This window comes from Indioceanicola profundi, assembly GCF_003568845.1.
Classification (GTDB): domain Bacteria; phylum Pseudomonadota; class Alphaproteobacteria; order Azospirillales; family Azospirillaceae; genus Indioceanicola; species Indioceanicola profundi.
This window is the reverse complement of the sequence record NZ_CP030126.1, coordinates 1,184,195-1,208,271: the sequence shown is the minus strand read 5'-3', so window position 1 is coordinate 1,208,271 and position 24,077 is coordinate 1,184,195. Positions and strand designations below refer to the sequence as shown.

The 24,077-nt window shown below is 66.1% G+C and carries 23 protein-coding genes; 6 read left to right on the top strand and 17 right to left on the bottom strand.

Going from position 1 to position 24,077, the window contains the following annotated elements; all coding sequences use genetic code 11:
- Positions 1–87: 87 nt before the first annotated feature.
- From recJ to DOL89_RS24750, 5 genes are all read right to left on the bottom strand, one after another.
- Entirely contained in the window at positions 88–1,881 is a 1,794-nt protein-coding gene (gene recJ / locus DOL89_RS05685) for a single-stranded-DNA-specific exonuclease RecJ (protein WP_119678262.1), read from the bottom strand.
- Between the two features lie 134 nt (positions 1,882–2,015).
- Positions 2,016–2,990 carry a class II fructose-bisphosphatase gene (gene glpX / locus DOL89_RS05680; protein ID WP_119680275.1) on the bottom strand — a complete coding sequence of 325 codons (975 nt, stop codon included), beginning with the start codon at positions 2,988–2,990 and terminating at the stop codon, positions 2,016–2,018.
- Positions 2,991–3,169: 179 nt separating this feature from the next.
- On the bottom strand, positions 3,170–4,477 hold the full coding sequence (locus DOL89_RS05675; protein ID WP_119678261.1) for a homoserine dehydrogenase: 1,308 nt from the start codon (positions 4,475–4,477) through the stop codon (positions 3,170–3,172).
- Between the two features lie 10 nt (positions 4,478–4,487).
- Positions 4,488–5,705 (bottom strand): LL-diaminopimelate aminotransferase, encoded by a 1,218-nt coding sequence (locus DOL89_RS05670; RefSeq protein ID WP_119678260.1) that lies wholly within the window; start codon positions 5,703–5,705, stop codon positions 4,488–4,490.
- A gap of 106 nt (positions 5,706–5,811) precedes the next feature.
- Positions 5,812–6,168 carry a hypothetical protein gene (locus DOL89_RS24750; RefSeq protein WP_162937348.1) on the bottom strand — a complete coding sequence of 119 codons (357 nt, stop codon included), beginning with the start codon at positions 6,166–6,168 and terminating at the stop codon, positions 5,812–5,814.
- 254 nt (positions 6,169–6,422) lie between these two features.
- On the opposite strand from DOL89_RS24750, the gene DOL89_RS05660 reads away from it, so the two are divergent.
- On the top strand, positions 6,423–8,228 hold the full coding sequence (locus DOL89_RS05660) for a PHA/PHB synthase family protein (RefSeq protein WP_119678258.1): 1,806 nt from the start codon (positions 6,423–6,425) through the stop codon (positions 8,226–8,228).
- 44 nt (positions 8,229–8,272) lie between these two features.
- Here DOL89_RS05660 and DOL89_RS05655 read toward each other — a convergent pair whose 3' ends face one another.
- The 9 genes from DOL89_RS05655 to DOL89_RS05615 form a co-directional block, all read right to left on the bottom strand.
- Positions 8,273–9,265 carry a YihY/virulence factor BrkB family protein gene (locus DOL89_RS05655; RefSeq protein ID WP_119678257.1) on the bottom strand — a complete coding sequence of 331 codons (993 nt, stop codon included), beginning with the start codon at positions 9,263–9,265 and terminating at the stop codon, positions 8,273–8,275.
- Between the two features lie 15 nt (positions 9,266–9,280).
- Positions 9,281–10,060: a DUF2383 domain-containing protein gene (locus tag DOL89_RS05650; RefSeq protein WP_119678256.1), complete on the bottom strand. Its 780-nt coding sequence runs from the start codon at positions 10,058–10,060 to the stop codon at positions 9,281–9,283.
- Positions 10,061–10,195: 135 nt separating this feature from the next.
- The gene (locus tag DOL89_RS05645) at positions 10,196–11,302 is read right to left on the bottom strand and encodes a DUF2336 domain-containing protein (protein WP_119678255.1); all 1,107 of its coding nucleotides are present in this window, start codon (positions 11,300–11,302) and stop codon (positions 10,196–10,198) included.
- Between the two features lie 135 nt (positions 11,303–11,437).
- Positions 11,438–12,196, bottom strand: coding sequence for a DUF6969 family protein (locus tag DOL89_RS05640; protein WP_119678254.1), 759 nt, complete (start codon positions 12,194–12,196; stop codon positions 11,438–11,440).
- Positions 12,197–12,315: 119 nt separating this feature from the next.
- Positions 12,316–13,359: a TAXI family TRAP transporter solute-binding subunit gene (locus tag DOL89_RS05635; RefSeq protein WP_119678253.1), complete on the bottom strand. Its 1,044-nt coding sequence runs from the start codon at positions 13,357–13,359 to the stop codon at positions 12,316–12,318.
- 18 nt (positions 13,360–13,377) lie between these two features.
- Positions 13,378–14,097 carry an ABC-type transport auxiliary lipoprotein family protein gene (locus tag DOL89_RS05630; RefSeq protein ID WP_225889912.1) on the bottom strand — a complete coding sequence of 240 codons (720 nt, stop codon included), beginning with the start codon at positions 14,095–14,097 and terminating at the stop codon, positions 13,378–13,380.
- On the bottom strand, positions 14,094–15,056 hold the full coding sequence (locus DOL89_RS05625) for an MlaD family protein (RefSeq protein WP_119678251.1): 963 nt from the start codon (positions 15,054–15,056) through the stop codon (positions 14,094–14,096). The genes DOL89_RS05630 and DOL89_RS05625 overlap by 4 nt, the downstream gene beginning before the upstream one ends.
- A gap of 8 nt (positions 15,057–15,064) precedes the next feature.
- Positions 15,065–15,886 (bottom strand): ABC transporter ATP-binding protein, encoded by an 822-nt coding sequence (locus DOL89_RS05620; protein ID WP_119678250.1) that lies wholly within the window; start codon positions 15,884–15,886, stop codon positions 15,065–15,067.
- Entirely contained in the window at positions 15,846–16,982 is a 1,137-nt protein-coding gene (locus DOL89_RS05615) for an MlaE family lipid ABC transporter permease subunit (RefSeq protein WP_119678249.1), read from the bottom strand. Before DOL89_RS05615 ends, DOL89_RS05620 begins: the two co-directional genes overlap by 41 nt.
- A gap of 147 nt (positions 16,983–17,129) precedes the next feature.
- Between DOL89_RS05615 and DOL89_RS05610 the strand changes: the two genes are divergently transcribed.
- The gene (locus tag DOL89_RS05610; protein WP_119678248.1) at positions 17,130–17,645 is read left to right on the top strand and encodes an adenine phosphoribosyltransferase; all 516 of its coding nucleotides are present in this window, start codon (positions 17,130–17,132) and stop codon (positions 17,643–17,645) included.
- Positions 17,646–17,705: 60 nt separating this feature from the next.
- On the opposite strand, the gene DOL89_RS05605 is transcribed toward DOL89_RS05610, so the two are convergent.
- Genes DOL89_RS05605 through DOL89_RS05595 form a run of 3 tightly spaced genes read right to left on the bottom strand, consistent with a single transcriptional unit; the run spans position 17,706 to position 20,283 of the window.
- Positions 17,706–18,479: an ABC transporter permease gene (locus tag DOL89_RS05605; RefSeq protein WP_225889911.1), complete on the bottom strand. Its 774-nt coding sequence runs from the start codon at positions 18,477–18,479 to the stop codon at positions 17,706–17,708.
- An 11-nt stretch (positions 18,480–18,490) separates the two neighbouring features.
- Entirely contained in the window at positions 18,491–19,228 is a 738-nt protein-coding gene (locus DOL89_RS05600) for an ABC transporter ATP-binding protein (RefSeq protein ID WP_119678246.1), read from the bottom strand.
- Between the two features lie 14 nt (positions 19,229–19,242).
- Complete coding sequence (locus tag DOL89_RS05595; protein ID WP_225889910.1) at positions 19,243–20,283, bottom strand: ABC transporter substrate-binding protein; 1,041 nt, start codon at positions 20,281–20,283, stop codon at positions 19,243–19,245.
- 81 nt (positions 20,284–20,364) lie between these two features.
- Here DOL89_RS05595 and DOL89_RS05590 point away from each other — a divergent pair, with 81 nt between their 5' ends.
- The 4 genes from DOL89_RS05590 to DOL89_RS05575 all read left to right on the top strand — a co-directional run bounded on the left by DOL89_RS05590 (position 20,365) and on the right by DOL89_RS05575 (position 23,904).
- Complete coding sequence (locus DOL89_RS05590) at positions 20,365–20,730, top strand: tunnelling fold family protein (protein ID WP_119678244.1); 366 nt, start codon at positions 20,365–20,367, stop codon at positions 20,728–20,730.
- Positions 20,727–21,506 carry an SDR family oxidoreductase gene (locus DOL89_RS05585; protein ID WP_205574649.1) on the top strand — a complete coding sequence of 260 codons (780 nt, stop codon included), beginning with the start codon at positions 20,727–20,729 and terminating at the stop codon, positions 21,504–21,506. The genes DOL89_RS05590 and DOL89_RS05585 overlap by 4 nt, the downstream gene beginning before the upstream one ends.
- Positions 21,507–21,530: 24 nt before the next feature.
- The gene (locus DOL89_RS05580) at positions 21,531–22,319 is read left to right on the top strand and encodes a phosphodiesterase (RefSeq protein WP_119678243.1); all 789 of its coding nucleotides are present in this window, start codon (positions 21,531–21,533) and stop codon (positions 22,317–22,319) included.
- Positions 22,320–22,413: 94 nt separating this feature from the next.
- A complete protein-coding gene (locus DOL89_RS05575; RefSeq protein WP_119678242.1) occupies positions 22,414–23,904 on the top strand; it encodes an aldehyde dehydrogenase in 1,491 nt (496 codons plus the stop codon).
- Positions 23,905–24,077: the final 173 nt, after the last annotated feature.

Here is a 24,077-nt window from a genome sequence, read left to right as displayed (position 1 = left end):
ATTTAGAGTTAATTTAGTGTCAACTAAAGTGGTATCGATTATCTTCCGCGCGTTAGTCGCTCCGGCTCCGATCGTCCTTGCCGTTCATCAGCCAGCACGCCCGCCCGCCGGGGCGGCATCGTCGATGAAAAGCTGGACGCCCTCATTCCCGTTCCAGCGGTCCGGCCGTAGCGTGCCGGCCAGGTGCAACGGCATCCCGCCCGATTGCAGCAGCGCTCGTCCCAATTCGCCGTCCAGACTGCGGAATGCGATGGCCTTCAGCCGTGCCCCATCCGCACCCGTCAGGATGCAGCGCACATGGGCATTGCCGACCACATCGGCCTTCACGATGCGGGCATCGGTGACGGCAAAGCGCGGTTCCGAATTACCGGTGCCGAAGGGACTGAGCTTTTCCAGATGCTCCATCAGCATGGGATTGGCCCCGCGCACCCCAATAGCCCCGTCCAGATTCAGTGTGGGCACGAGCGGGCCATTGTCCTGAATCTGTACGGCGATCCGCTCCCGCAGGAAGGTACGGAGGTCGTCAAGCTTCTCCCGTTCCACGGTGAAGCCTGCGGCCATGGCGTGCCCGCCGCCGGCGACCAGTAGCCCGGCCTGGCGCGCCGCGATGACGGCCGATCCCAGATCGACCCCGCGCACCGACCGGCCGGACGCCTTTCCCAACCCGCCATCCAGCGCCACGACGCAGGCTGGCCGCGCGAACCGCTCCTTCAGCCGGGCCGCGACGATACCGATGACGCCAGGGTGCCAACCGTCGGCGTAGGCCAGGACCAGCTCCGGGCAGGCATCCACCTCCGCCTCGACCTGAGCCAGCGCCTCGTCCAGACAGGCCGCTTCAATGGCGCGGCGCTCCACATTGTACTCGTGCAGCCGCTTGGCCAGATCCGCCGCCTCCGCCGGGTCGTCCGTGGACAGGATGCGGGTGCCCAGATCCGCGCTGCCGACGCGACCGCCGGCATTCACACGCGGCCCCAGTATATAACCGGCATGGTAGGCCTCCATCCGGTCGTTCACGCCGGCCACATCGGCAAGGGCATTGATGCCCGGCGTGATCCGCTTGCCCATGAGCTTCAGCCCCTGGGCAACCAACGCCCGGTTCAGCCCGACCAACGGAACCACGTCGCACACCGTGCCAAGCGCCACGATGTCCAGCCAGCGCAGCAGGTCCGGCTCCGGCCGGTCCTTATACCAGCCGGCAGCTCTCAAAGCCCGGTTCACCGCCACGATCAGCAGGAAGCTGACGCCTACGGCGGCCAGGGTGGAGAGCGGGCCCGCTGCAGGCTCATCAATCCGGTTCGGGTTCACCACGGCGACACAGCGGGGCAGCCGCGGCTCCGCCTTGTGGTGGTCGACCACGATGATTTCCAGCCCGGCCTCGCAGGCCTTCTCGATGGGGTCGAAGGCGGTGACGCCGCAATCCACCGTGAGGATCAGGCGAACGCCCTCCTCCTTCAGCTTCAGCAGCGCCGGCAGATTCGGGCCGTAGCCCTCCTGGATGCGGTCGGGAATATAGACGCGCAGGTCAGAGCCAACGGCGCGGAAAAATCGTGCCAGCAGGGCGGTGCTGGTCGCGCCGTCAACATCATAGTCGCCGAAGGCGGCTACTTTCTCTCCGTCGCGGATGGCCTTCGCGATGCGATCCGCTGCGACATCCATGTCCTTCAACACGGACGGGTCCGGTAAAAGGGCGCGCAGGGTGGGTTGCAGGAACCGGTCCGCCTCCTCCAGCCCGATTCCCCGCGCCGCCAGCAGCCGCCCCACGATCTCCGGCAGGCCGAAGCTCTGGGCGTGGGCAAGCGCCAAGCGCTCATCCACCGCCCGCGCTTTCCAGCGCCGGCCGGTGATGGAGGAGGAAACGCCGAGGAATGCGGAGTCTTGCATGCGGGTCCGGATGTCAGGCGGCGAACAGGTGCCTAGACCCTAAGTCATACCCGCCAGCGCCGGGTACGCAAAAAAGAAGGGCGGGCTGCCCGCAGGCAACACCCGCCCTCCCCTTGAACTCCGAAACGGAAGCTTCAGGTCTTCGCTTCGGGGATGATGCTCTGCTTGGTGCGGAAGTTGTGGTGCGCCTCGACATAACGCACCGTTCCGCTCTTGGAGCGCATGACCACGGAGTGGGTCACCGCGCCGCCCGGATAGCGGCGGACACCCTGGAGCATGGCGCCGGTGGTCACGCCGGTCGCGGCGAACATGACATCACCCTTGGCCAGATCGTAGAGACCGTACTTGCGGTCCAGATCGGTGACGCCCCACTTGCGCGCCCGCTCCCGCTCCGCATCGTTGCGGAACAGCAGCCGGCCCTGGAACTGGCCGCCGATGCAGCGCAGCGCCGCCGCGGCCAGCACGCCCTCTGGCGCACCGCCGGAGCCCATGTACATATCGATGCCGGAGTGCGGCTGGCTGGTGGCGATGACGCCGGAGACGTCGCCGTCGCCGATCAGCATGATGCGCGCGCCTGCGGCGCGGATGCGGGCGATCAACTCGGCATGTCGCGGGCGGTCCAGCACGCAGACCACCAGCTCCGACACGTCGGCGCCCTTGGCCTTGGCCAGGTTCTTCAGATTGTTCTCGACCGTCTCATCGAGATCGACCACGCCTTCCGGCAGGCCGCCGCCAACGGCGATCTTGTCCATGTAGACGTCGGGCGCGTTCAAGAAGCCGCCATGCTCCGCCATCGCGATCACGGCCAGCGCGTTTGGACCGCCCTTGGCGCAGATCGTGGTGCCTTCCAGCGGGTCCAGGGCGATGTCGATCTTCGGGCCGTGACCGGTGCCGACCTTTTCCCCGATATAGAGCATCGGGGCCTCGTCGCGCTCGCCCTCGCCGATGACCACGCGGCCATCGATGGACAGGCTGTTCAGCGCCTGCCGCATGGCGTCGACCGCCGCCTGATCCGCCGCTTTCTCGTCGCCGCGTCCCATCAGCAGCGAAGCGCTGAGCGCCGCCGCCTCGGTGACACGGACGACCTCCAGGGCCAAGTTGCGGTCCATCACCAGCGAGATGTCGCCACGGACGCTGTCGGGTACCGCGGCGATGCCGGTCATGTCATTAGCCATTGTTTCCCCCAAACTTGTGCATGGCGCTGTTCTAGCCGGGTCAGCGCGCGTTTTGAATTTAACTTTTCGGGACTATCCACATTGACCGGCCTACTCGGCCATTCGGCCTGAGATCAGAAGTCCTCGATGCGGATCATGCGCGGCGGCTCCAGCACGGCGTCAAGCGCGCCGATCCGCTCCAGCGCACGGCGCATTGAGGCCTCGCCGGTCTCATGGGTGGTCAGCACGACCGGCACCGCCTCGCCAGGCGCGCGGCCGCGCTGAAGAAAGGCCTCCATGGAGACGCTCTGGTCGCGCAACGCGGCGGCGACATCGGCGATGACGCCCGGCCGGTCCAGCACCATCAGCCGGACATAGTAGCGCCCGCGCCGCCGGTCGAGCGGCGACGGCGTCGGGGCCGTCAACATGTCGGCCGGAACCGCGAAAGTCGGGGTGAGTCGGCCGCGGGCGATATCGACCAGATCGGCGGCAACGGCGGATGCCGTCGGCCCGGCGCCGGCGCCGCGGCCGACCAGCACGACCTTGTCCACGAAGTCGCCATCCGCGACCACGGCATTGAACACGCCATCGGTTGCGCCGATGGGGCTTCCAACCGGAACCATGCAAGGATGCACCCGCTGCTCGATCCCGTGTTCCGTCCGCCGCGCGATACCCAGCAGGCGGATGCGGTAGCCCAGCTCGTCCGCATATTCGATGTCGAGGGCGGAAACGTGCCGGATGCCTTCCACATGGATCGCGGGGAAGTCCACCTGCGTGCCGAAAGCCACGGCAGTAAGGATCGCCAGCTTATGCGCGGCATCCACCCCGTCGATGTCGAAGCTGGGGTCCGCCTCGGCATAGCCAAGCCGCTGCGCATCGGCCAGAACGTCCGCGAAGTCGCGGCCGGTGGTGCGCATCTCGGTCAGGATGTAGTTGCAGGTGCCGTTCAGGATGCCGTGAACCTCACGGATGCTGTTGCCGGCCAGCCCTTCGCGCAGCCCCTTGATGGCCGGAATGCCGCCGGCCACCGCCGCCTCATAGGCAAGAGAGAGCCCCCGCTCCTCCGCCATGCGGGCCAACGCGGTGCCATGATGGGCGATCAGCGCCTTGTTGGCGGTGACCACATGCTTGCCATTGGAAAGGGCTGCTTCGACGGTCGCCTTGGCGATGCCGTCCGAGCCGCCGATCAGCTCGACCACCACATCGACATCGGGATCGGTCGCCAGTTCTGCCGCATCCTCGTACCAGCGCACGGCCGAAAGATCGACGCCGCGGTCCTTGCTCCGGTCGCGGGCGCTGACCGCGGTGACGATCAGCCGGCGTCCGCAACGACCGGCCAGCAACTCCGCCTGCGTATCCAGCAGGCGCAGCAGCCCGCCGCCGACGGTGCCCAGGCCTGCAATGCCGATGCGCACCGGCGCCGATTTATCCGTGTGATCCATGTCTTCGTCCTTACCCCGCCTTGACCTGAACCGGCTGCCCGGCGGGGGCACCCTGGAGGAAAGCCTTGATGTTACGGCAAGCCTGCCGGATGCGCTGCGAATTTTCCACCAACGCAAAGCGGACATGTCCGTCGCCATATTCGCCAAACCCGATGCCCGGCGAGACGGCGACCTTGGCTTCCCGCATCAGCAGCTTGGCGAATTCCAGGGAGCCCAAGTCCCGGTACCGCTCCGGAATCTGCGCCCAGACGAACATGCTCGCGGCCGGCGCCGGCACGTCCCACCCGGCGGCAGCCAACCCTTCGATCAGCACGTCGCGGCGATTCTTGTACAGCTTCCGGATTTCGACCACGCAGTCCTGCGGCCCGTTCAGCGCCGCGGTCGCCGCCACCTGGATGGGCGTGAAGGCGCCGTAATCCACATAGCTTTTGAACTTGGCCAACGCGCCGATCAGCTTCTTGGACCCGACTCCGAAGCCGACCCGCCAGCCCGGCATGTTGTAGGTCTTGGACAAGCTGTTGAATTCAACCGTGATGTCCCGCGCCTCCGGGATCTGGAGCACCGACGGCGGCGGATTGCCGTCGAAATAAATCTCGGCATAGGCGATGTCGGACAGGATGTAGATGCCGTGCTGCAGGCACAGTTCGACGATTGGCCGGTAGAAATCCAGCGTGACCGTCTGGGTCGTCGGGTTGGCCGGGAAGCTGACGATCAGCGCCGTCGGCTTCGGCACGCTATGGCGGATCGCCCGCTCCAGGTCGCGCACGAAATTGTCCAGCCCGTCCACCACCGGAATGTGCCGCAAGGCCGCTCCGGCCAGCATGAAGCCGAAGGGGTGGATGGGATAGCTGGGATTCGGGACCAGGATCACGTCGCCCGGGCTGGTGATGGCCTGCGCCAGGTTGGCCAGCCCCTCTTTGGACCCGATGGTGACGATAGCCTCCGTCTCCGGATCGATGTCCACGTCGAAGCGGCGCTTGTAATAGGCGCTGATCGCCTTGCGCAGGCCGGGGATGCCCCGGCTCTGGCTGTAGCGGTGGGTGCGCGGGTTCTGCACCGCTTCGACCAGCTTGTCGGTGATGTGCTTGGGCGGCGGCTGGTCCGGGTTGCCCATGCCCAGATCGATGATGTCCTCACCGGCGGCGCGGGCTCGTGCCTTCATCGCGTTCACTTCCGCGAAAACATAGGTCGGCAGACGCTTGATCCGGTGGAACTCTGTCTCGCTCATGGTACGAACATTTCAGCCAGGGGGATGGAGTTGAAATATGTAACGCCCATAAGCCTCCCAGGCGACAGTATTTTGCCCTGCATCAACGCCGCCAGGGTCTGCAAGATCAGCGGGTCACCGGCTGGGGCACGGGAGGCGGACCACTCGGCACCGCTGGTGCGGCAGGCGCCTGCGATGCGGGCGGAGATTGTACGGGCGTATCCCCGCGCAGGGTCTCGGCCACCGACCTTCCTTCGTCCCGCTCTCCCCGCAGCCGGTCGAGCAGAGCTTGGCGCTCCACCGGCGTGGAGAACTCGGTGGGGCGCGGCGGGACGCTGGCGAGATTGGGAATTTCCGTTCCTTTGGGATCGGCCCGGCGGACAGGACGCTGCCCCGTCAGCACAGCATCCGCGTTCGCCAGCTCCGCAGCCGGCGCGCGGCCGGGCGAAGGCCCATCGTCAAAGACGATATCGGGTAGCGGCACGTTGGCGCATCCGGACAGCGTGAGTCCCAGAAGGAGAATACCACCCCTAACGATAGAAAGGGGGGTACTCCTACGCCGAAAGGTGATCAAGGTCTCATCGTAAAGCATGGCCGGATCGTGTATTAAAAGAAGAAAGGCCGCAAGACGCCGGGCCATGCCGCAGTGGCAGTACCGGGCGGCGCACGGAGATGGCACCGCCCCGACGGCGCGGTCCGGTTCCGAGCGTATAGAACCAAGGCTGTGAGGAAACGTCCATGTCCCAGACGCCAGGAACAGACCTCAAGATCCCCGACCCCGTGGAAATGTCGCGCGCCATGACGCGCATTGCCGAGCAGAGCCAGCGGCTGGTTACCGAGTTCCTGTCACGCCAAGCGGCGGATGGGGAGGCAGGATCGCCCGATCCCCTGAACATCGGCAATGCCTTCCTGGAGATGACGGCGCGCATGATGGCCGATCCGGCCAAGCTGATGCAGGCCCAGTTCACGCTGTGGCAGGACTACCTGACCCTCTGGCAGCGGACCACCCAGCGCCTGTTGGGCGGCGAGGCCGAGCCGGTGATCCGGCCCTCCAAGGAAGACCGCCGATTCAAGGATCAGGCCTGGGACGAGAACACGCTGTTCGACTTCATCAAACAGTCCTACCTGCTGACCGCCCGCTGGATGCAGCATACGGTCAAGGAGGTGGACGGGCTTGACCAGAAGACGGCCAGGAAGGTGGATTTCTATACCCGCCAGTTCGTGGACGCGATGGCGCCCAGCAACTTCGTCATGACCAATCCCCAGGTCCTCCGCGCTACGCTGGAAACAGGCGGGGAGAATCTGGTCAAGGGTCTTGAGAACCTGTTGAAGGACCTCGAGCGCGGCAAGGGCCAGCTCGCGATCTCCATGACCGACTACAAGAAGTTCAAGATCGGGGAGAACATCGCCGTCACCCCGGGCAAGGTCGTTTTCCAGAACGACCTCATGCAGCTCATCCAGTACAACCCGACAACGGAGCAGCAGTACCGGCGACCGCTTCTCATCATCCCGCCCTGGATCAACAAGTTCTACATCCTGGATCTGCGCCCGCAGAACAGTCTGGTGAAGTGGCTGACCGACCAGGGCCACACCGTCTTCATCATCTCCTGGGTGAACCCTGGGGAGGAACTGTCCGATAAATCCTTTGAGGACTACATGGTGGAGGGCCCGCTGGCCGCCCTCGACGCCATGGAGGCCGCGACGGGCGAGCGGGAGGCGAACGTCATCGGCTATTGCCTGGGCGGCACCCTGCTGGCCAGCACGCTCGCCTACATGAGCGCCAAGGGCGACGATCGGGTCAAGAGCGCCATGTATCTGGTCACCCTGACCGACTTCTCGGAACCGGGCGAACTGTCGGTCTTCATCGACGAGGAGCAGTTGGGCGCGATTGAGGGGAAGATGCGCTGTCATGGCTATCTAGAGGGGCAGACCATGGCGACCACCTTCAACATGCTGCGCGCCAACGACCTGATCTGGTCATTCGTGGTCAACAACTACCTGCTGGGCAAAGACCCCTTCCCCTTCGACCTTCTGTACTGGAACAGCGACAGCACCCGCATGCCAGCGGCCATGCACAGTTTCTATCTACGCAACATGTACCAGAAGAACCTGCTGGTGCAGCCCGGTGGTATCACGCTCAAGGGCGTGCCCATCGACCTGCGCACGATCAGAATTCCGACCTTCATGCTGTCGACGCGGGAGGATCACATCACCCCGTGGAAATCCACCTATGCCGCCACCCAGGTCTATGGCGGACCGGTCAAGTTCGTGCTGGCGGCGTCAGGCCACATCGCCGGTGTGGTGAACCCACCCTCGGCGAACAAGTATAGCCATTTCTTGAATACGAAGTGCCCCAAGGACCCGGAGGAGTGGCTGAAGGGAGCGAAGGAGGTTCCGGGCTCCTGGTGGCCGGAATATGCGAAGTGGGTTCAGAAGTTCGCGGGCGACAAGGTTCCCGCCCGCGTGCCCGGCAGCGGCAAGCTGACGCCGATCGAGGACGCCCCCGGCTCCTATGTGAAAGCGCAGGCTATCACGACGTCCTGATGCACGTTTCGAGCCGGGGCGGTACCGCCCCGGCCCGGACTTGGTCAGGTGCTTTCACCGACCGTATCGGCCATCTTGGCACCCCGGCTTCCCATCGGCTTCTCAGGTTGGGTCGTCGTATCGCGCTTTGTCTGGTGCTCGATCTCCGCATCGATCTCCGCGCCCAGCAGCACTGCGTACGCCCCGAGATAGAGCCAGAGCAGCAGCACGATGCCGGCCCCCAATGAGCCGTAGGTGGCGTTGTAGTCGGCGAAGTTCGTGATGTAGATCGAGAAGGCGATGGAGCCAAGCAGCCAGAGCCCCGTGGCGATGGCGGCTCCCCACGTCACCCAGCGCCATTTCGGCCGGGCCCGGCTTGGCCCGTAGCGGTAAAGCACGGCCAGGGCCAGCGCCACGGCTACCGCCAGGATCGGCCAGCGCAGAATGCGCACCAACCACTCCGCCGCCTGACCCAATCCTATGAAGCCGAGGATGGCCGGTACGATGACGACAACGGCAATAATGACGAAAAGCAGCAGGATCAGCCCGAGGGTAAGAGCCAGCGCGGTGCCGTAGAAGGCGATCATCCCGCGGGTTTCCTGCTCATCATAGACGATGTTGAGCGCAGTCATCAGCGACCGCACGCCGCCCGCCGCCGACCAGAGTGCGATCAGCAGGCTGACGATAAGGCCGACGCTCAACGCGCCGCCGGCTTGGCTTGCGAGCGAATGCAGCTGACTCTGGAGTACGTCCAGGGCCTGTTGCGGCAGCACCCCTTGCATGGACTGGACCTGCTGCTCGATGTGCTGTGGATCGGAGACCAGGCCATAGATGGAGACGATGGCGGACATCGCTGGAAAAAGGGCCAGCAGGGTCAGAAAGGCGACGCCTGCGGCGACGATGGATACATTGTCCTTCGACTGTTCCGACCAGGTCCGCTTCAGGATGTCCTTCCATCCCGCCTTGGGGATGTCGCTGGGACGTTCCGCGGAGCGACCGCGTCCCGGCTCATGGCCGGCCGGGTGACCGCCCGGCCGCCTGTTGGTCTGATCTGCCATGTTCCCGTCCTGTTGTCATCTCACTGCATTGAGCATCGACAACAGACGAGCGTGCGTTCCCTCCACCTCGTGGAAGCAGCTTCCGATCACAACCCGCAACTCATCCGGCAGAGGAAGCTGAAGAGCGTCATGGAAGCGGGCGAGCGTCTCGAATTCGGCGATCTCTATCGCCTCCATGATGGCCAGCTCGTTGCCTTCGCCCAACAGGTCTTCCACCCGCTGCCAGGCATGTACCCGGTCGCCGGTCGGCGTGTTCCCGTGGACCGCATTCAAGCCCATGGCCTGCACTTGGTCCTGCAACTGCGCGGCACTGTGGCCCCGGTCCATGGACGCAAGGCGCAGCGCTTCCCTCAGCGGTCCATCCTCCACCGCCATGGCGGCTTGCCGAAGCGCCTTGGCGCCCTGGCGCGCCACGCCCGTCAAATCCTCCAGCAGCAGAAGGGCATCGGCACGGGACAGCATGTTCTCCTGCCGCTCCCGCCGCATGCGGAACATGTCGAAGGCGATCCAGGCGACGCCGATACCGATCAGCAGCGCGGGAAGCGGATTGCGCCGCGTCGCATCCAGCGCCGCTTCCGCATAGGCCCGGATTTCCCCGTTGGCGTCGAATTTGGTGAATTCCCGGGCAACGGCCGAAACGCCGGCAGTGGCGCCTTGGGAATCGCCTGACCGGAACCGGCGTTCGATCTCCGAGATCGTCTGGCCCAGCCGCTCGCGGATGGCGCCGATCTCCTCCTCTATCTCCTCCGGCCGACGGTTCGCTTCATTGCTGTTGTCGGTGCGCGCGTCGGCCATTCCTCATGCCCCCGTTATTGTCACGTGATCCTGGTGCGAAAAACCCCGCACCCCACGCGAAGGTTCCGGAAGCCGGAAATGACAACGGCCCCGGACGGGGCCGTTTCACTCAACCATGTGAAATGGAGTAAGCCCTCAGGCTGCGAGGGTCAGGTCGCTCAACTTGTTCAGCAGATAGTCCAGATCTTCGCCGGCCATCTCTTCGACCTGGGTCAGGATGCGTTCCAGCATCCGTCGCCTATGCCGCTCCAAGTCGTGATCCCCGCCATCGAACTCCGTTTCCCGCGCGACATCCACCGCAATGCGGATCGCCGGATAGAGCTTCGCAGGGATACCCGCTCTCTCGCTCAAGCTTTTCAGTCCGAGCTGCCCGGCATCATGGATCAGCATCCGTGCATTCACGATTGGGATGCGGCCAAGTTGCGCCAGCGCCACCTCGAAGAATGGAAGGTCGCCCATACACAAGGCCCGCAGCAGCAGAGACGGCGACAGCCTGCCGCTGACGCGGAGTTGCTCCACCAGCCGTTCCAGATCCCGCTCCCCCGCCCCGCCGACCAGGCCGTAGGTTGCCCGCTCGCGGGTCTGAAGCACCAGGTCCGCAGCGATGTCCGAGGGAAGCTCGTGTTTCGCGACCAACCGCTCCCGCAGCTGCTCGGATACCAGCGCCACCAGACGCTCCGCGACAGTTACCGGGAGCTTGGCACGGTTGACCAGCGGAGCTTGAACCGATTCGGATGCGGGAAAGCGGTCCAGCGCCCGGCCCATGGCCCTGGCAGTCACCGGCGCCGCCTCATTGGACATCAGTGCGGCGACCGCCGCTTCGTCACCGCGCTCGGCCAACTCCTCCGCCACGCCTTCCGTCACATCGGGACGTCTGGCGACGGCCGTCTGCTTCTGGGACGATCCGCTCCGAATGATTTCGATCAGGTCCTCCTCCGTCAGGACGGAGGACACCTCGATGAATGGCAGCGAGACGGATTCCACGTCGCGCGCCAGCATCAGAGCCACATCGCGAGGCAAGGTCGCGCTCGCCTTCAGGCTTTCGGCCAGGGCAGCGCGCACCTTCGCCGCGACATCCTTAGCCATGATGCGGACGATGTCCTCCGCCAGCACCCGTTCGGATGTGGACAGCTCCTGCCCGTCGAAGCTTTTTCCCAGCTTCGCCGCCATTGCCGCCCGGTTCTCCGGCGATGGGTCCAGCAGCAGGTTCTGAACATCCTGCTGTGTCAGTGTATCGGCCATGGGATGGACGCCTGCCTACCTTTGCGCGACACCCGCTGGTGGCACTATTCCACCGGCCGTATCGGCACTCCCCCCTTATTTAGGACAGAGTGCGCGAATTTCCGAAAGCCAAAATTGGTACACCGTACGCGCGAACTAGTCGGCTGCACGCGACTCGCGTAGCCGGCGGCGCTGCCGGCGGAGCGCCAGCTCCACGCGCTGGACCTGCTCGTCCAAGGAGATGTCCGCCTCCGACGTCACCTCCAGGCGGCGATCCTCGTACACATAGACGTCGGGATGGGCGGTCTGCCATGCCGCGATCCGCTCATCCCGCAGACGCAGCAAATCCAGGATCACCGGACGGTAGATGCGCACCACGGCCGTGATCCAGCGGTTCAACGGCCAGCTCGGCCGGGCATGGTCGACCACGAAGCCGTCCAGCATGCGAACAACATCGGTCGCGGCGTACCAGGTCTCTCCCGTCACCCAGCGGTTGGTGGTGAACAGCCGGATAGGACGCCCTGACCTGTCCATCGAGATGCCGATCAGATGCGAGAGCGCATCGTTTCCATTGGTGTCGGGCTGGAGGTCCGGCAGGGCGACCGGCTTTATTCCTTCGGGCATGCCCAGCGGGCGCAGGAAGGTGTGGAAATGCCCATGCTCTCCTGCCACCCGCTCCTCCGGCGGATGGGCATGGTAGTAGTACTGGGCGTGATATTCCGAATCATAGATGTCGTCCGGCGGGTAGTGCTGCCAGTCGGACATGGGTCCGGCGTCCCGAAGGACTTCGCCGACCACATTGTCTCCGGTCTTCGCCAGAACGCGGGTGCACAGCATCACCTCGCGCGCGGCCTCAGCCAACGCCTCCAGCTCCTCCGGCGGCAGGTCTTCCAGATCAAGCGTGCCGTTCAGCATCCAGGGTCCTGCCCCAAGGGAATAACACCTTGGCATGAAAGTAGATGCGACCCCGAAGGTTGGAAAGGCCGCGCCAGCCAGGAAACAGCGGAATCCATCCGCCGGAGCCTCTTGTCACATCAGGACCGCAGCCCCGATTCCCGGAAATAGCGCTCAGCGCCCTGGTGCAGCGGCGCGGTGAGCCCATCCACAACCATGCGGGCGGCTTCCAAGGGTTCGAGCGCCGGATGCTCGCCCCGCAACTCTTCCAGTCCCGTGAACAGGGCCTGGGTGAGCGCAAATACCGTATCCTCCGACAGCGCGGCGGTCGTGACCAAGGTTGCCGCCATTCCGACCGTTGCGATATCCTCCTCCATCGTCGGGTAGAGCCGCGCCGGCACCACCGTGCGCACCAGCGGCGATCCGTCAGCTACCAGCTTGTCGATCGCCGCCGCATCCAGTGCCAGCGGCCGGGCTCCACACCCCACCATGGCGTCCCGCACAGCGCCATTCGGATGCCCAACGACGAACATTGCCGCGTCGATGCTCCCGTCGCAGAGCGCCTCAACCTGGCGGTCTGGCACCATGTCGCCCACTGCGCTGAAATCTCCAATGCCGAACCCATGCGCCGCTACGACCTTTTCGGCCAGTTGGCGCAGGGCCGACCCGGTGGGGCCGAGATTGATCCGCTTACCCTTCAGATCGGCGAAGCTCCCGACCGCCTGATCCGGCCGCACCAGTACGGTGACGGTGTCGCTGTGCAGGCTGGCAACCGCGCGCAGGTTCCCGAAAGGCCCAGCGCTCTCATATATGCCGGTCCCCGCCACAGCGGCCTGCTGCCAGTCGGACTGTACAAGCGCCAGATCAAGCCGGCCGGCCCTCAACGCTGCGATGTTCTCCATCGACCCGTCGGTCGGCTCGACCACGCACCGAAGGCCATGGCTTGCAGTCTGGCGGTTCAACACACGGCAGATCGCTCCCCCCGTGGGGAAATAGACGCCGGTGACCCGTCCCGTCCCGATGACCAGCATTCGCGGAGCGTCGGCTGGAGCAGCCGCTTCCGCAGGCAGTTCCGGCGCGGGCTGTGCAATGGGTGGCTTGGGGGCGGGCTGCGCGGCTGCGACGCCGGCCAGGGAGGCGTATGCGGCGGCGGCACCGCTGAGGAAACTGCGGCGGGAAACCATTCTTCTCGAACCTGTAGGTCAGACGGCGGGCTGCTGGGGCAGCGGGTCCGTCTGCACATTGCTTGCGCCCTGCCGCAAAGTCCACTCCACAGCACGCCGCATCGCGGCCTCCAGCGCATTGTCGAACGCGGCGATGATGTCCACCAGACGGGAACTGTCGGCCCGAACCCGCGCGGTGAAGGTATCGCTGGCGACAATGTTGCGGCGTGGCATGCGCACCAGCTTGCAGGCCAGACGCACATGCACTGTTGGCGCGGTGGAGGATATGTCCCCGCTGCCATACTCCGCCTGAAAGTCGCGCAGATCGGTCTTCAGCACGAAGTCAGAGCGGAGCCCCGTCGCCTCACGCCCGACGGAGACGATTCGGTTCGTGTTCTCGAAGCTCTCCACCAGGAACTGCTGCACCATCTCCGGCGCGGTATCGATCCAGTTGGCGTTCGAATAGTAGTTCAGTTCGTTACTGGCCTGGAGCAGCGCGATCCGCGTCGAATCGATCCCGGAGTGGGCTAGCGGCGTCTCCACCAGCAACTGCCACTCGACCCGCGGCAGCCCGGCCGTGAACTCTGTAGCCGGGCTCAGGCTGAACAGGCGCGGAGCTTCGCCCGAGTTCAGCAGGCGGCCGGCACACCCCGTCAGCATCAAAGGGGTTGAGGCGGTCGCGGCCAGGAGGTTCCGCCGACTGAGCATGCGCGTTCCTTCCGGCACCCCGGCCGGCGTTCCGGCTCGTTTTCCGGTCATTCCACCCTCACGCCTTTCTGATTCGTCCCGAACAGCAGCTCGGACGGGTCCCGCTCCAGTCGCGTGGTCACGCGGGCGAGATTGTTCACCAGATCCTGCATGTTCACCAGCAACTGTCCGAAATCGTAGAGGGCGGTTCCGGTGAAATCCCGGATCGGCTCCCGGTTCTCAGCCAGTATGGCGTTGATCTCGGCGGACGTGTCCTGCAGCGAGGACATCAGCGACCGCAGCTCCTCCGTGGTCGCCGCGAGATCGGTGGTGACCTGCTCCACATTGCCCCCGACCACCTCCACCGCCCCGTTGGCATTGGCGAGCAATGTGTTCGCCTGCTTGCTGAGCCGAGCGATCTCCAGCCGCAGCTCGGAGACCATCTCGCTGGCGTTGCGGGCGGTGGAGGTCACCTCGCCGCTTGCCGATGCGAGATTGCCCAGGATCTGGCCCACCGCCTGTTGGTTCTGCTCGTTGAGCAGATTGGACAGCCTCTCGGAAATCTCCGTGAGATTGGTCAGCAGCACCGGCGCCCCCTCCAGCACTTCGGCGATGGAGCTGGGGCGAGAGGCGATCACGGGAGTCCCGTCCGCGACCTCGGCAAGAAGAGGAGCGCCACGGGTGCCGCCCTGGATTTCCACATAGACGCCGCCGGTTACGCCGACCGGCTCCAGCGTGGCGACAGCATCGGTCTTGATCGGCGTGTCCTCCGGCACTTCCACCGTCACCTGCACCCGTTCCACATTGTCCGGGTCGATCCGGATGTCGGTCACGGTGCCGACGGCAACGCCGCGGTAGCGCACCGGGCTGCCTTCCACCAGTCCCGTCACGGTTCCGGTGAAGTAGATGTTGTAGGGCTGCGTCGTTTCGGTCAGCTGGACCCGCGCCAGCCAGACCACGAAAACGAACAGCGCCGCGAACAGCGCCAGGACGAAGGCGCCGACAATCGTATAGCTGGCCTTGGTCTCCATACCCGGATTCACCCTTTCGCCGCGGCACGGCCGCGCGGGCCCAGGAAGTAGTCCTGGATCCACGGGTGCTCTTCCTGGAGAAGGCTGTCTATGGTGCCCACGATTAGTCTTTTGTCGATGAGGACGGCGACACGGTCGCAGATTGCGTACAGGCTGTCGAGGTCATGGGTCACCATGAACACGGTAAGTCCCAGACTCGCCTTGAGGTTCCCAATCAAATCGTCGAAGGCCGCCGCTCCGATCGGGTCCAGCCCGGCGGTGGGTTCGTCCAGGAACAGGATTTCGGGGTCCAGGGCGAGTGCCCGCGCGAGGCCCGCTCGCTTCCGCATGCCGCCGGAAAGCTGGCTTGGAAATTTCGAACCCGCGTCCGGCGGAAGGCCCGTCATGGCCACTTTCACCTCCGCGATCCGACGCATCATGTCGGGTGGAAGCTTCGTATGCTCCCGCAACGGAACCATCACGTTCTCGAGGACAGTCAGCGAGCTGAACAGCGCCCCGTCCTGGAACAGCACCCCCCACCGGGACTGAAGCTCCACCCAGCCGCGGGCGGACAGTTTCTGCGTCCCGCGGCCCAGCACCTCGATGTTGCCAGCGGTCGGGCGGATCAGGCCCACAATCTCCCGCAGCAGCACCGACTTGCCGGTGCCCGAACCGCCGACAAGGCCCAGAACTTCCCCCTTATGGACATCAAGGTCCACCCCGGCATGCACGGTCTGCGGCCCGAATCGGGTATGCAGCCCCCGCACCCGGATCACCGGAGCGGACGCGCCCGCCGCGGGGTCCGGCGCGTCAGACGCCGAGATAGGAGAAAAGGATGGAGAAGAGGGCATCAAGGACAATCACCAGGAAAATGGACACGACCACCGAGCGGGTGGTGAGCAGGCCGACGCTTTCCGCGCTGCCGGACACGCGCAGACCCTCGTAACAGCCGACAAGCGCAATGACGACCGCGAAAACCGGCGCCTTGACCAGCCCGACAAAGAGTTCCTTGGCTTCCACGGCCAGTTGGAGCTGGGTCAGGAATTGGCCGAGGTTAATGCCCAAGGCGAAATAGGACATCAGCGCCCCGCCAAGCAGCCCCATGGCGCTGGCGAAGAAGGATAGAAGAGGAAGCGCCAGCATCAAGGCCAGCAGGCGCGGAATGACCAGCAACTCGACCGGGTCCAGCCCCAGCGTCTGGATCGCATCCACCTCCTGATTGACCTTCATCGTGCCAATCTGCGCCGTAAAGGCGGAGCCGGAGCGTCCGGCGACGATGATCGAGGTCATCAAGACCCCGATCTCCCGCAGGATGGAGATGCCCAGCAGGTTGACCACGAAGATCTCCGCCCCGAACTGGCGGAGTTGGTCGGCCCCCTGGAACGCCAACACCACCCCGATCAGGAAGGACAGAAGCCCAACAATGGGCATCGCGTTCAACCCCACCTGCTCCAGGTGGAAGACGAAGGGTGTCAAACGAAACCGCAGTGGTCGAACGGCAAGCCGGGCCGTCGTTGCCGAGACGAGGCCGAGGAAGTTCAACATGCTCGCGGCTTCGCGCCCGATGCCGTAGGTGGCCTTCCCCACCCTTTCCAGCAGGTCCATTCCGGGCTGACGCCCCGATGCCTCGACCACGGGACGTTGGGCGGCGCGCCGTACCTCCGTCAGCAGGGTTTCCAGATCCGGGCGTGCCCCGGCGATCTCGACGTCGTGGCCCTGTCCCCGCAGCCGCTCCGCCGTGTCCTCGATCAGCAGCGCGCCGGCAGTGTCCAGCGCCGAAAGCCCGGACACGTCGATGCAGACCGGCGCGGCGCGGCGTTCGGGTCCCGTAGCGCGCAGCCGCTCCTGAAGCGCCTGTACAGCGGCAAGGTCCCACCGGCCGCCGGCCGTGAGCACCCATTGGTCGCCGTCCCAGGCGGTCTCGACCCAGGCTTTTTCCGCGCGCATGCCCCATCCGCTATGATTGCTGATCAGCGTTCACTTGACAGGAAGGGACAAGACCGGTCAACAGCCGGGGGCTTTTTGCCGCCACTCCCTGTTTAGACCGGAGGTCGGCATGTCCGCCTCAAGACAAACCAGGATCGGTTCCAGACGATGGATATCCGCCAGCACATCCGCACCGTGCCTGACTTTCCGAAGCCGGGCATCCTGTTCTACGATATCTCCACCCTGCTGGCCCATGCCGACGCCTGGAAGCACACCGTCCACCAGTTGGCGGAGGCCGTGGCCCCGCACAAGCCGGACATGCTGGTGGGGATCGAATCCCGCGGCTTCCTGGCCGCAGCGCCCCTGGCGCTGGAACTCGGGGTGGGCTTCGCCATGGTGCGCAAGAAGGGCAAGCTGCCCGGCCGCACCGTCAGCTACACCTACGAGCTGGAGTACGGCACCGACACGGTCGAGGTGCAGGAGGATATCGTCCGCCCCGGCCAGCGCGTCGTGGTGCTGGACGATCTGCTCGCCACCGGCGGGACAATGGCCGCCTCCATCGCCCTTCTCCGCAAGATGGGCGCCGATGTGCGCGCCGCCGCCTTCATCATCGAACTGTCCTTCCTGAACGGGCGCGGCAAGCTGGACGTGCCGTCCATCAGCCTCGCCCGGTACGAGGATTGAACCCGCGCCCGAGTTTGCGCGCCCCTGCACCCGACGCGCGGTTTCGCGGCCTCCGGCAACTCAACTCCGCCCCTGCTCGCTCTCATGCCAGCGGCGGAGCAGCATCCGCTGCACCCAGGCCAACACGGCGAAGATCGCGATGCCGGTGAGCGACAGCAGCAGCAGGGCGGCGAACATGCGCGGGATGTTCAGCCGGTGGCCCGATTCCACGATCCTCCAGGCCAGCCCGGACGCGGTCCCCGACCCGGCCACGAACTCCGCCACCACCGCCCCGATCAGCGCCAGCCCGCCCGACACCTTCATCCCGGCCAGCAGGTAGGGCAGCGCCGCAGGAAGCTGTAGCCGCCACAGCACCTGCCACCGGCTGGCGCCGTACAGCCGGAACAGGTCCCGCAGGTTCGGATCGACGGAGGTCAATCCCAGCGTGGTGTTGGACAGGATCGGAAAGAACGCCACCAACCAGGCCAGGATGAGCAGGGCGATGTCCACCCGCTCGTACCCCACCCAGATGACGACCAGGGGGGCGATGGCCACCACGGGCGTCACCTGCAACGCCACGGCATAGGGATACAGCGCCGCCGCCACCGTCCGGCTCTGACTGAACAGCACCGCCAGCGCCATCCCGCTGACCACCGCCAGGGCGAAGGCCTGCAGGGTCACCGTCAGCGTCAGCCACAGCGACGCGCCCAGCACCGGGGCATCCGCCACCAGCGCCGCCCAGATGGCGGAGGGCGGCGGCAGCACGAAAACCGGCACCTCCCGCATCCGGACCAGTAGTTCCCACGCACCCAGCACCAGGACGGCCACGAGCAGCGGCAGAAGAAATCCCGGCATCCGCCCCGTCATCACGCCGCCCCCTCCAGCACCGCCGAGATTTCCCGGCAGGCCGCCCCGAATGCCGCCCCGGTCCGCATCCCAGGCGTCCGCGGATAAGGCAGTTCCACCGCCATTTCCGCCGCCACCCGCCCCGGTCTGGGAGCCATCACCGCGACGCGGCCGGAGAGATAGGCGCTCTCGAACACGCTGTGGGTCACGAAAATCGCCGTGATCCCGGTGGTTTGCCAGAGATCGAGAAGATCGTCGTTGAGCCTGAAGCGCGTGATCTCATCGAGCGCCGCGAAGGGTTCGTCCAGCAGCAGCACCCTCGGCCCCGTCACCAAGGCACGCGCCAGCGCCGCCCGCATCCTCATCCCACCCGACAGCTCCCGCGGGTAAGCCACTGAAAACTCTTGCAGGCCGACCTGTTCCAGCAATCCGGCGACCCGGCTGTCCGCCGCCCGCCGGTCCACCTTGGCAAGGTCCAGCGGCAGGCGCACATTGGCGGCCACCGTCGCCCAGGGCATCAGCGTCGGCTCCTGGAACACGAAGCCGATGCCGCCCGGCCCCGGCTGCTCCGCCCACTCGACCCGTCCGTCCGTGGGTTGCATCAGCCCTGCCACGATCCGCAGCAGCGTGCTCTTGCCGCATCCCGATGATCCCAGCAGGCTCAGGAACTCGCCGCGCCGCACGGCCAGATCCACGCCCTCGAGCGCGCGGGTGCCGCCGGGGTAGGATAGTCCCACCCCGCTCAGCCGCAGCAGCATGTCGTCGGTTCCGCTCAGGGCCGGATCTCCTTGCCATGCGCCTGGTTGACGAAGCGGAAGTCGACCGCTTGGCGCCAGTCCAGCCCGGCCGGGTAGAGGCCGAGGCCCTTCATCTCATCCGTGAAGGCCTGCCAGCGCGCCTCGGTCATCGCACCGATGCCGAGCCTGTCGGCATCGCCGCTGTCCACGATCCCGTATTCGACCATCCTGGCGCGGGCATAATCCAGCGTGGCTTGGTCCATCTCCGGATTCGCCCTCCGGATCAGATCATTGGCCGGCGAAGGATCACCATGGAGATAGCTGTACCAGCCCTCGATGCTGGCCTCGACGAAGGCCCTCGCCACCTCGGGCCGCTTTTCCACGATGTCGCGGCGGAGCATGATCATTGCGGAGTAGCTGAGGAACCCGTTATCGGCCAGCAGGAACACCTGCGGCGTCACCCCGGCCTTGGTCGCCGTATATGGCTCCGACGTGGCATAGCCCTGCTGGATCGCTGACTTATCAATGAGGAAGGGAGCGATGTTGAAGCTGTACTTCCGGATCTGCCGGTCCTCGAACCCGTAGCGGGATTTCAGCCAGCGCCAGACGGTGTTCACGCTGGGATCGCCGATCATGATCGGCTTGCCCTTCATGTCGGCCAGGCTCTTCACATCGTCGCGCGGGTGGCTCATCAGGATGGTGGGGTCCTTCTGGAACAGGGCCGCCACGGTCACCACCGGCGCCCCCACCTCCGCCAGGTTCAGCACGAAGAAGCCGGAGGAGCCCATGGCCCCGTCCACCGCCCCGGCCGCCAGCAGCGTCTGGGGGTCCATGCCCACCCCGCCGGGCCGCAGCACCACCTCCAGTCCCCGTTCCTCGTAGAGCCCGGTGGCCAGCGCCTGATAGAAGCCGCCATGCTCCGCCTGGGGCATCCAGTCGGTCATGAACACCAGCCGCTCCTTGGCTCCCGCCGGCAAAACCGCCGCCAACGCCAGGACTGCGCCGGCCAGAAAAGCCCTGATCCGCATCTCCGCCATACCCTTGCCGAACCACATGCCTGGGAAAATGGATAGCATGTCCCGATGGCAAGTGGTGGACCTGCTGCGAAGCCGGGTTAGACTGCTATCAGCCCACCGCAGCCATCGGGGTGCCGATACGTGTCCAGCCTGTTCCACATCCACGTCACGGGCGTGCGGGTCGCGGCCCGGCTTCGGGATGCCCGGTCAGGTCCGGTGCCCCTGCTCGTCAGCGTGGTCATGGCCTTCCAGGGGCCGGAGCGCTTCACGGAGGAGAGCGTGATCCACGAGACCCTGGATTATGGCCGGATCGTCCGCCTGATCGGCGCCGAAATCGGCGGGGATGCCGAGTTCGCCGGGCTGGAGGATGTTGCCGGACTGGTCGCGGATCGCTGCATGGCGCTGGACCCGCGGGTCCGCCATGTGCGGGTGGAGGTCGCCGGCCAGCCACATGGCGACGGGCCATCGGAGACGGCCGTGGCCGAGCGGCCGGAACCGCAGAGATGAGCCGACATATCCGGGAGGACGGAATGAGCAATGCCGTACTGGTCACCGGCGGGGCCAAGCGCATCGGCCGCAAGGTGGCCGAGCGCGCCGCCGCCGATGGCTGGAACGTCGTAATCCATTACCGCTCCAGCGGGGATGAGGCAGACTCCCTGGCCCATGACCTCCGCCGCCACGGCATCCACGCCGCCACGGTCGCCGGCGACCTCTCCGACCCCGCCGCCGCCGAATCCATCGTCCCTGCCGCGGCCGAGGCTCTCGGCCAGCCCCTGACCGCCCTGGTCAACAGCGCCTCGATCTTCGAATGGGACGATATATCAACGATCAGCGCGGAAGCCTTCACCCGCCACATGATGCCCAACGCCCTGGCCCCCGTGCTGTTGACCAAGCATCTGCTGGCCGGCCTGCCGGAGGGCATGGCGGGCTGCGTGGTCAACATCCTGGACCAGAAGCTGGCCGCCCCCTATGGCGACCACCTGGCCTACACCCTGTCCAAGTTCGCCTTGCAGGGCGCGACCGAGACGCTGGCCCGCTCCTGCGCGCCGCGCCTGCGGGTCAATGCCGTTGCGCCCGGCTACACCTTGCCCGCACCCGGCCAGTCCCAGGCGGATTACGAGCGGCTGCACAGCCAGACCCCGCTGGGCCACGGCCCCACGGCGGAGGAGGTGGCGGGCGCCGTCTGCTATCTGCTCCAGTCCGGCAGCATCACCGGACAGACCATCTATGTGGATGCCGGCATGCGCTTCAGCCACCGCCAGCGGGACGTCTATTTCGATTAGGTCGAGCCACGGGAGGGGTGCCGGATGCTGATCGCGCAGATCACCGACTGCCATGTCACCGCCAGGGGCAGGCTCGCCATGGGGGAGATCGACACACCCGCCGCCCTGCGCCGGACGGTGGCCTTCCTGAACGCGCTGACGCCTCGGCCCGACCTGGTCGTCATCACCGGCGACCTGATCAACGGCCCGCAGCCGGGCGAGTACGAGATGGCGGCGGAACTGCTGGCCGACCTCGCGCTCCCCTGCCTGATGATTCCCGGCAACCATGACAGCCGCGACGGCATGCGCAGCGCCTTCGCCGCCACGGGCGCCGTTCCCGCGGAGGGGCAGTTCCTGCACCAGTCCCGCCGCCTCGGCCCTTTGCACCTGCTGGCCCTGGACACGCACCTTCCCGGCCGTACCGAAGGCGGCCTCTGCGAAGAGCGGCTGGCCTGGATCGCGCGGCGGCTGGAGGAGGCCGGCGACACCCCTACCCTGGTCCTGATGCACCATCCGCCCTTCGTCAGCGGCATCGTCGGCATGGACCGGATCATGTGCGGCGGGGCCGATCGGCTGGCGGAACTCCTACGCGGACGGCCCATCGCGGGTATCCTCTGCGGCCATGTGCACCGGGCCATTACGGCCCCCTTCGCCGGAACCACCGCCTTCTGCGCCCCCAGCGCGGCCTTCCAACTGGCGCTCACGCTGGGCGACCTGCCGCTCGCCTGGACTCGGGAGCCGCCGGCCATGGCCATGCATCTCTGGGACCCGGCCCACGGTCTGCGCAACCATGTGGCGCCCATCGGAGACTTCCCGCCGACGCCGTTCCGGTGAGATGGCTGGCCGGGTCCGGCCCCATTCCGACGGGGGTTGCCCTCCGCCCCCTCGCCAATGCACTCTCCGCCCATATCGATCATGGGAGGATAGAATGGACGCGCTCGCCACCAACTGGCATGACCGCGCCGCCCGGCTGGACATCCGCACCAAGGCCTTCATCGACGGCCGGTATGTGGACGCCGCCTCCGGCAAGACCTTCGAGGATGTGAGCCCGCGCGACGGCAAGGTGCTGGCCCGGGTTGCCGAATGCGATGCGGAGGATGTGGACCGCGCCGTCGCCTCGGCCCGCAAGGCCTTCGAATCCGGCGTCTGGCGCGACCAGCATCCGCGCGACCGCAAGAGGGTGCTGCTGAAGCTGGCCCAGTTGATCGAGCAGAACGCGGATGAGCTGGCGCTGCTGGAAACGCTGGACATGGGCAAGCCCATCCGCGACAGCCGCAGCATCGACATCCCCCTCTCCGCCCGCTGCATGCAGTATTACGGAGAGGCCATCGACAAGCTCTATGACGAGGTCGGCCCCTCCGGCCCCAACTCCATGTCCCTGATCCTGCGGGAACCGCTGGGCGTCATCGCGGCGGTGGTGCCGTGGAACTTCCCGCTGATGATGGCGGTGTGGAAACTGGCCCCGGCGCTCGCCACCGGCAACTCCGTGGTGCTGAAGCCGGCGGAGCAGTCGCCGCTGACCGCCATCCGGCTGGCCGAGCTGGCGGTGGAGGCCGGCCTGCCGCCCGGCGTGCTGAACGTGCTGCCCGGCTTCGGGGAGACGGCGGGCCAGGCGCTGGGCCGCCATATGGACGTGGACATGATCGCCTTCACCGGCTCCACGGAGGTCGGCAAGTACTTCATGCGCTATTCGGGGGAGAGCAACCTGAAGCGCGTGTCGCTGGAGTGCGGCGGCAAGACTCCGCACATCGTCATGCCCGATGCCGCCGACCTGGATCTGGCCGCGAAGAACGCCGCCGGCGGCATCTTCTTCAACCAGGGTGAGGTCTGCAACGCCGGCTCCCGCCTGCTGGTGCATGAGAGCATCAAGGACGAGTTCCTGGCCAAGGTGGTGGAATACGGCAAGTCCTGGACCCCCGGCGATCCGCTGGACTGGAACAGCAGGACCGGCGCCATGGTGGACGACCGCCAGCACGGGCGCGTGCTGTCCTATATCGAGAAGGGCAAGGCCGAGGGCGCCGTGCTGAAGTCCGGCGGCAACGCCGCGCGCACGGAGACCGGCGGCTTCTATATCGAGCCCACCGTGTTCGATGGCGTGGACAGCGGCATGACCATCGCGCGGGAGGAGATTTTCGGCCCCGTCCTCTCCACCCTGACCTTCAGGACGACAGAAGAGGCGTTCCGGATCGCCAACGACACGATCTACGGTCTCGCCGCCGCGATCTGGACCAAGGACCTGTCGGTCGCCATGAAGGCGGCGAAGACCATCAAGGCCGGCAGCGTCTGGATCAACTGCTTCGATGCCGGCGACATCACGACGCCGTTCGGCGGCTTCAAGCAGTCCGGCTTCGGCCGCGACAAGAGCCTGCACGCGCTGGACAAGTACACCGACCTGAAGAGCGTCTGGATCGAACTCTGAGCCAGCCTCCTCCCGTAGGTCGCGAGGAGCAAAGCGGAATGCGACGTGGCCCGCCCCGCCGCATTCCGCCTCCCACCCCGGCTCCTGCTCCTACCCCTGCCCATCCGGTTGGATAGTCGGCCCCGTCCGCACGGCCATTCCAACCGGAACCGGCCCCTTGCCGGGTTGAACAG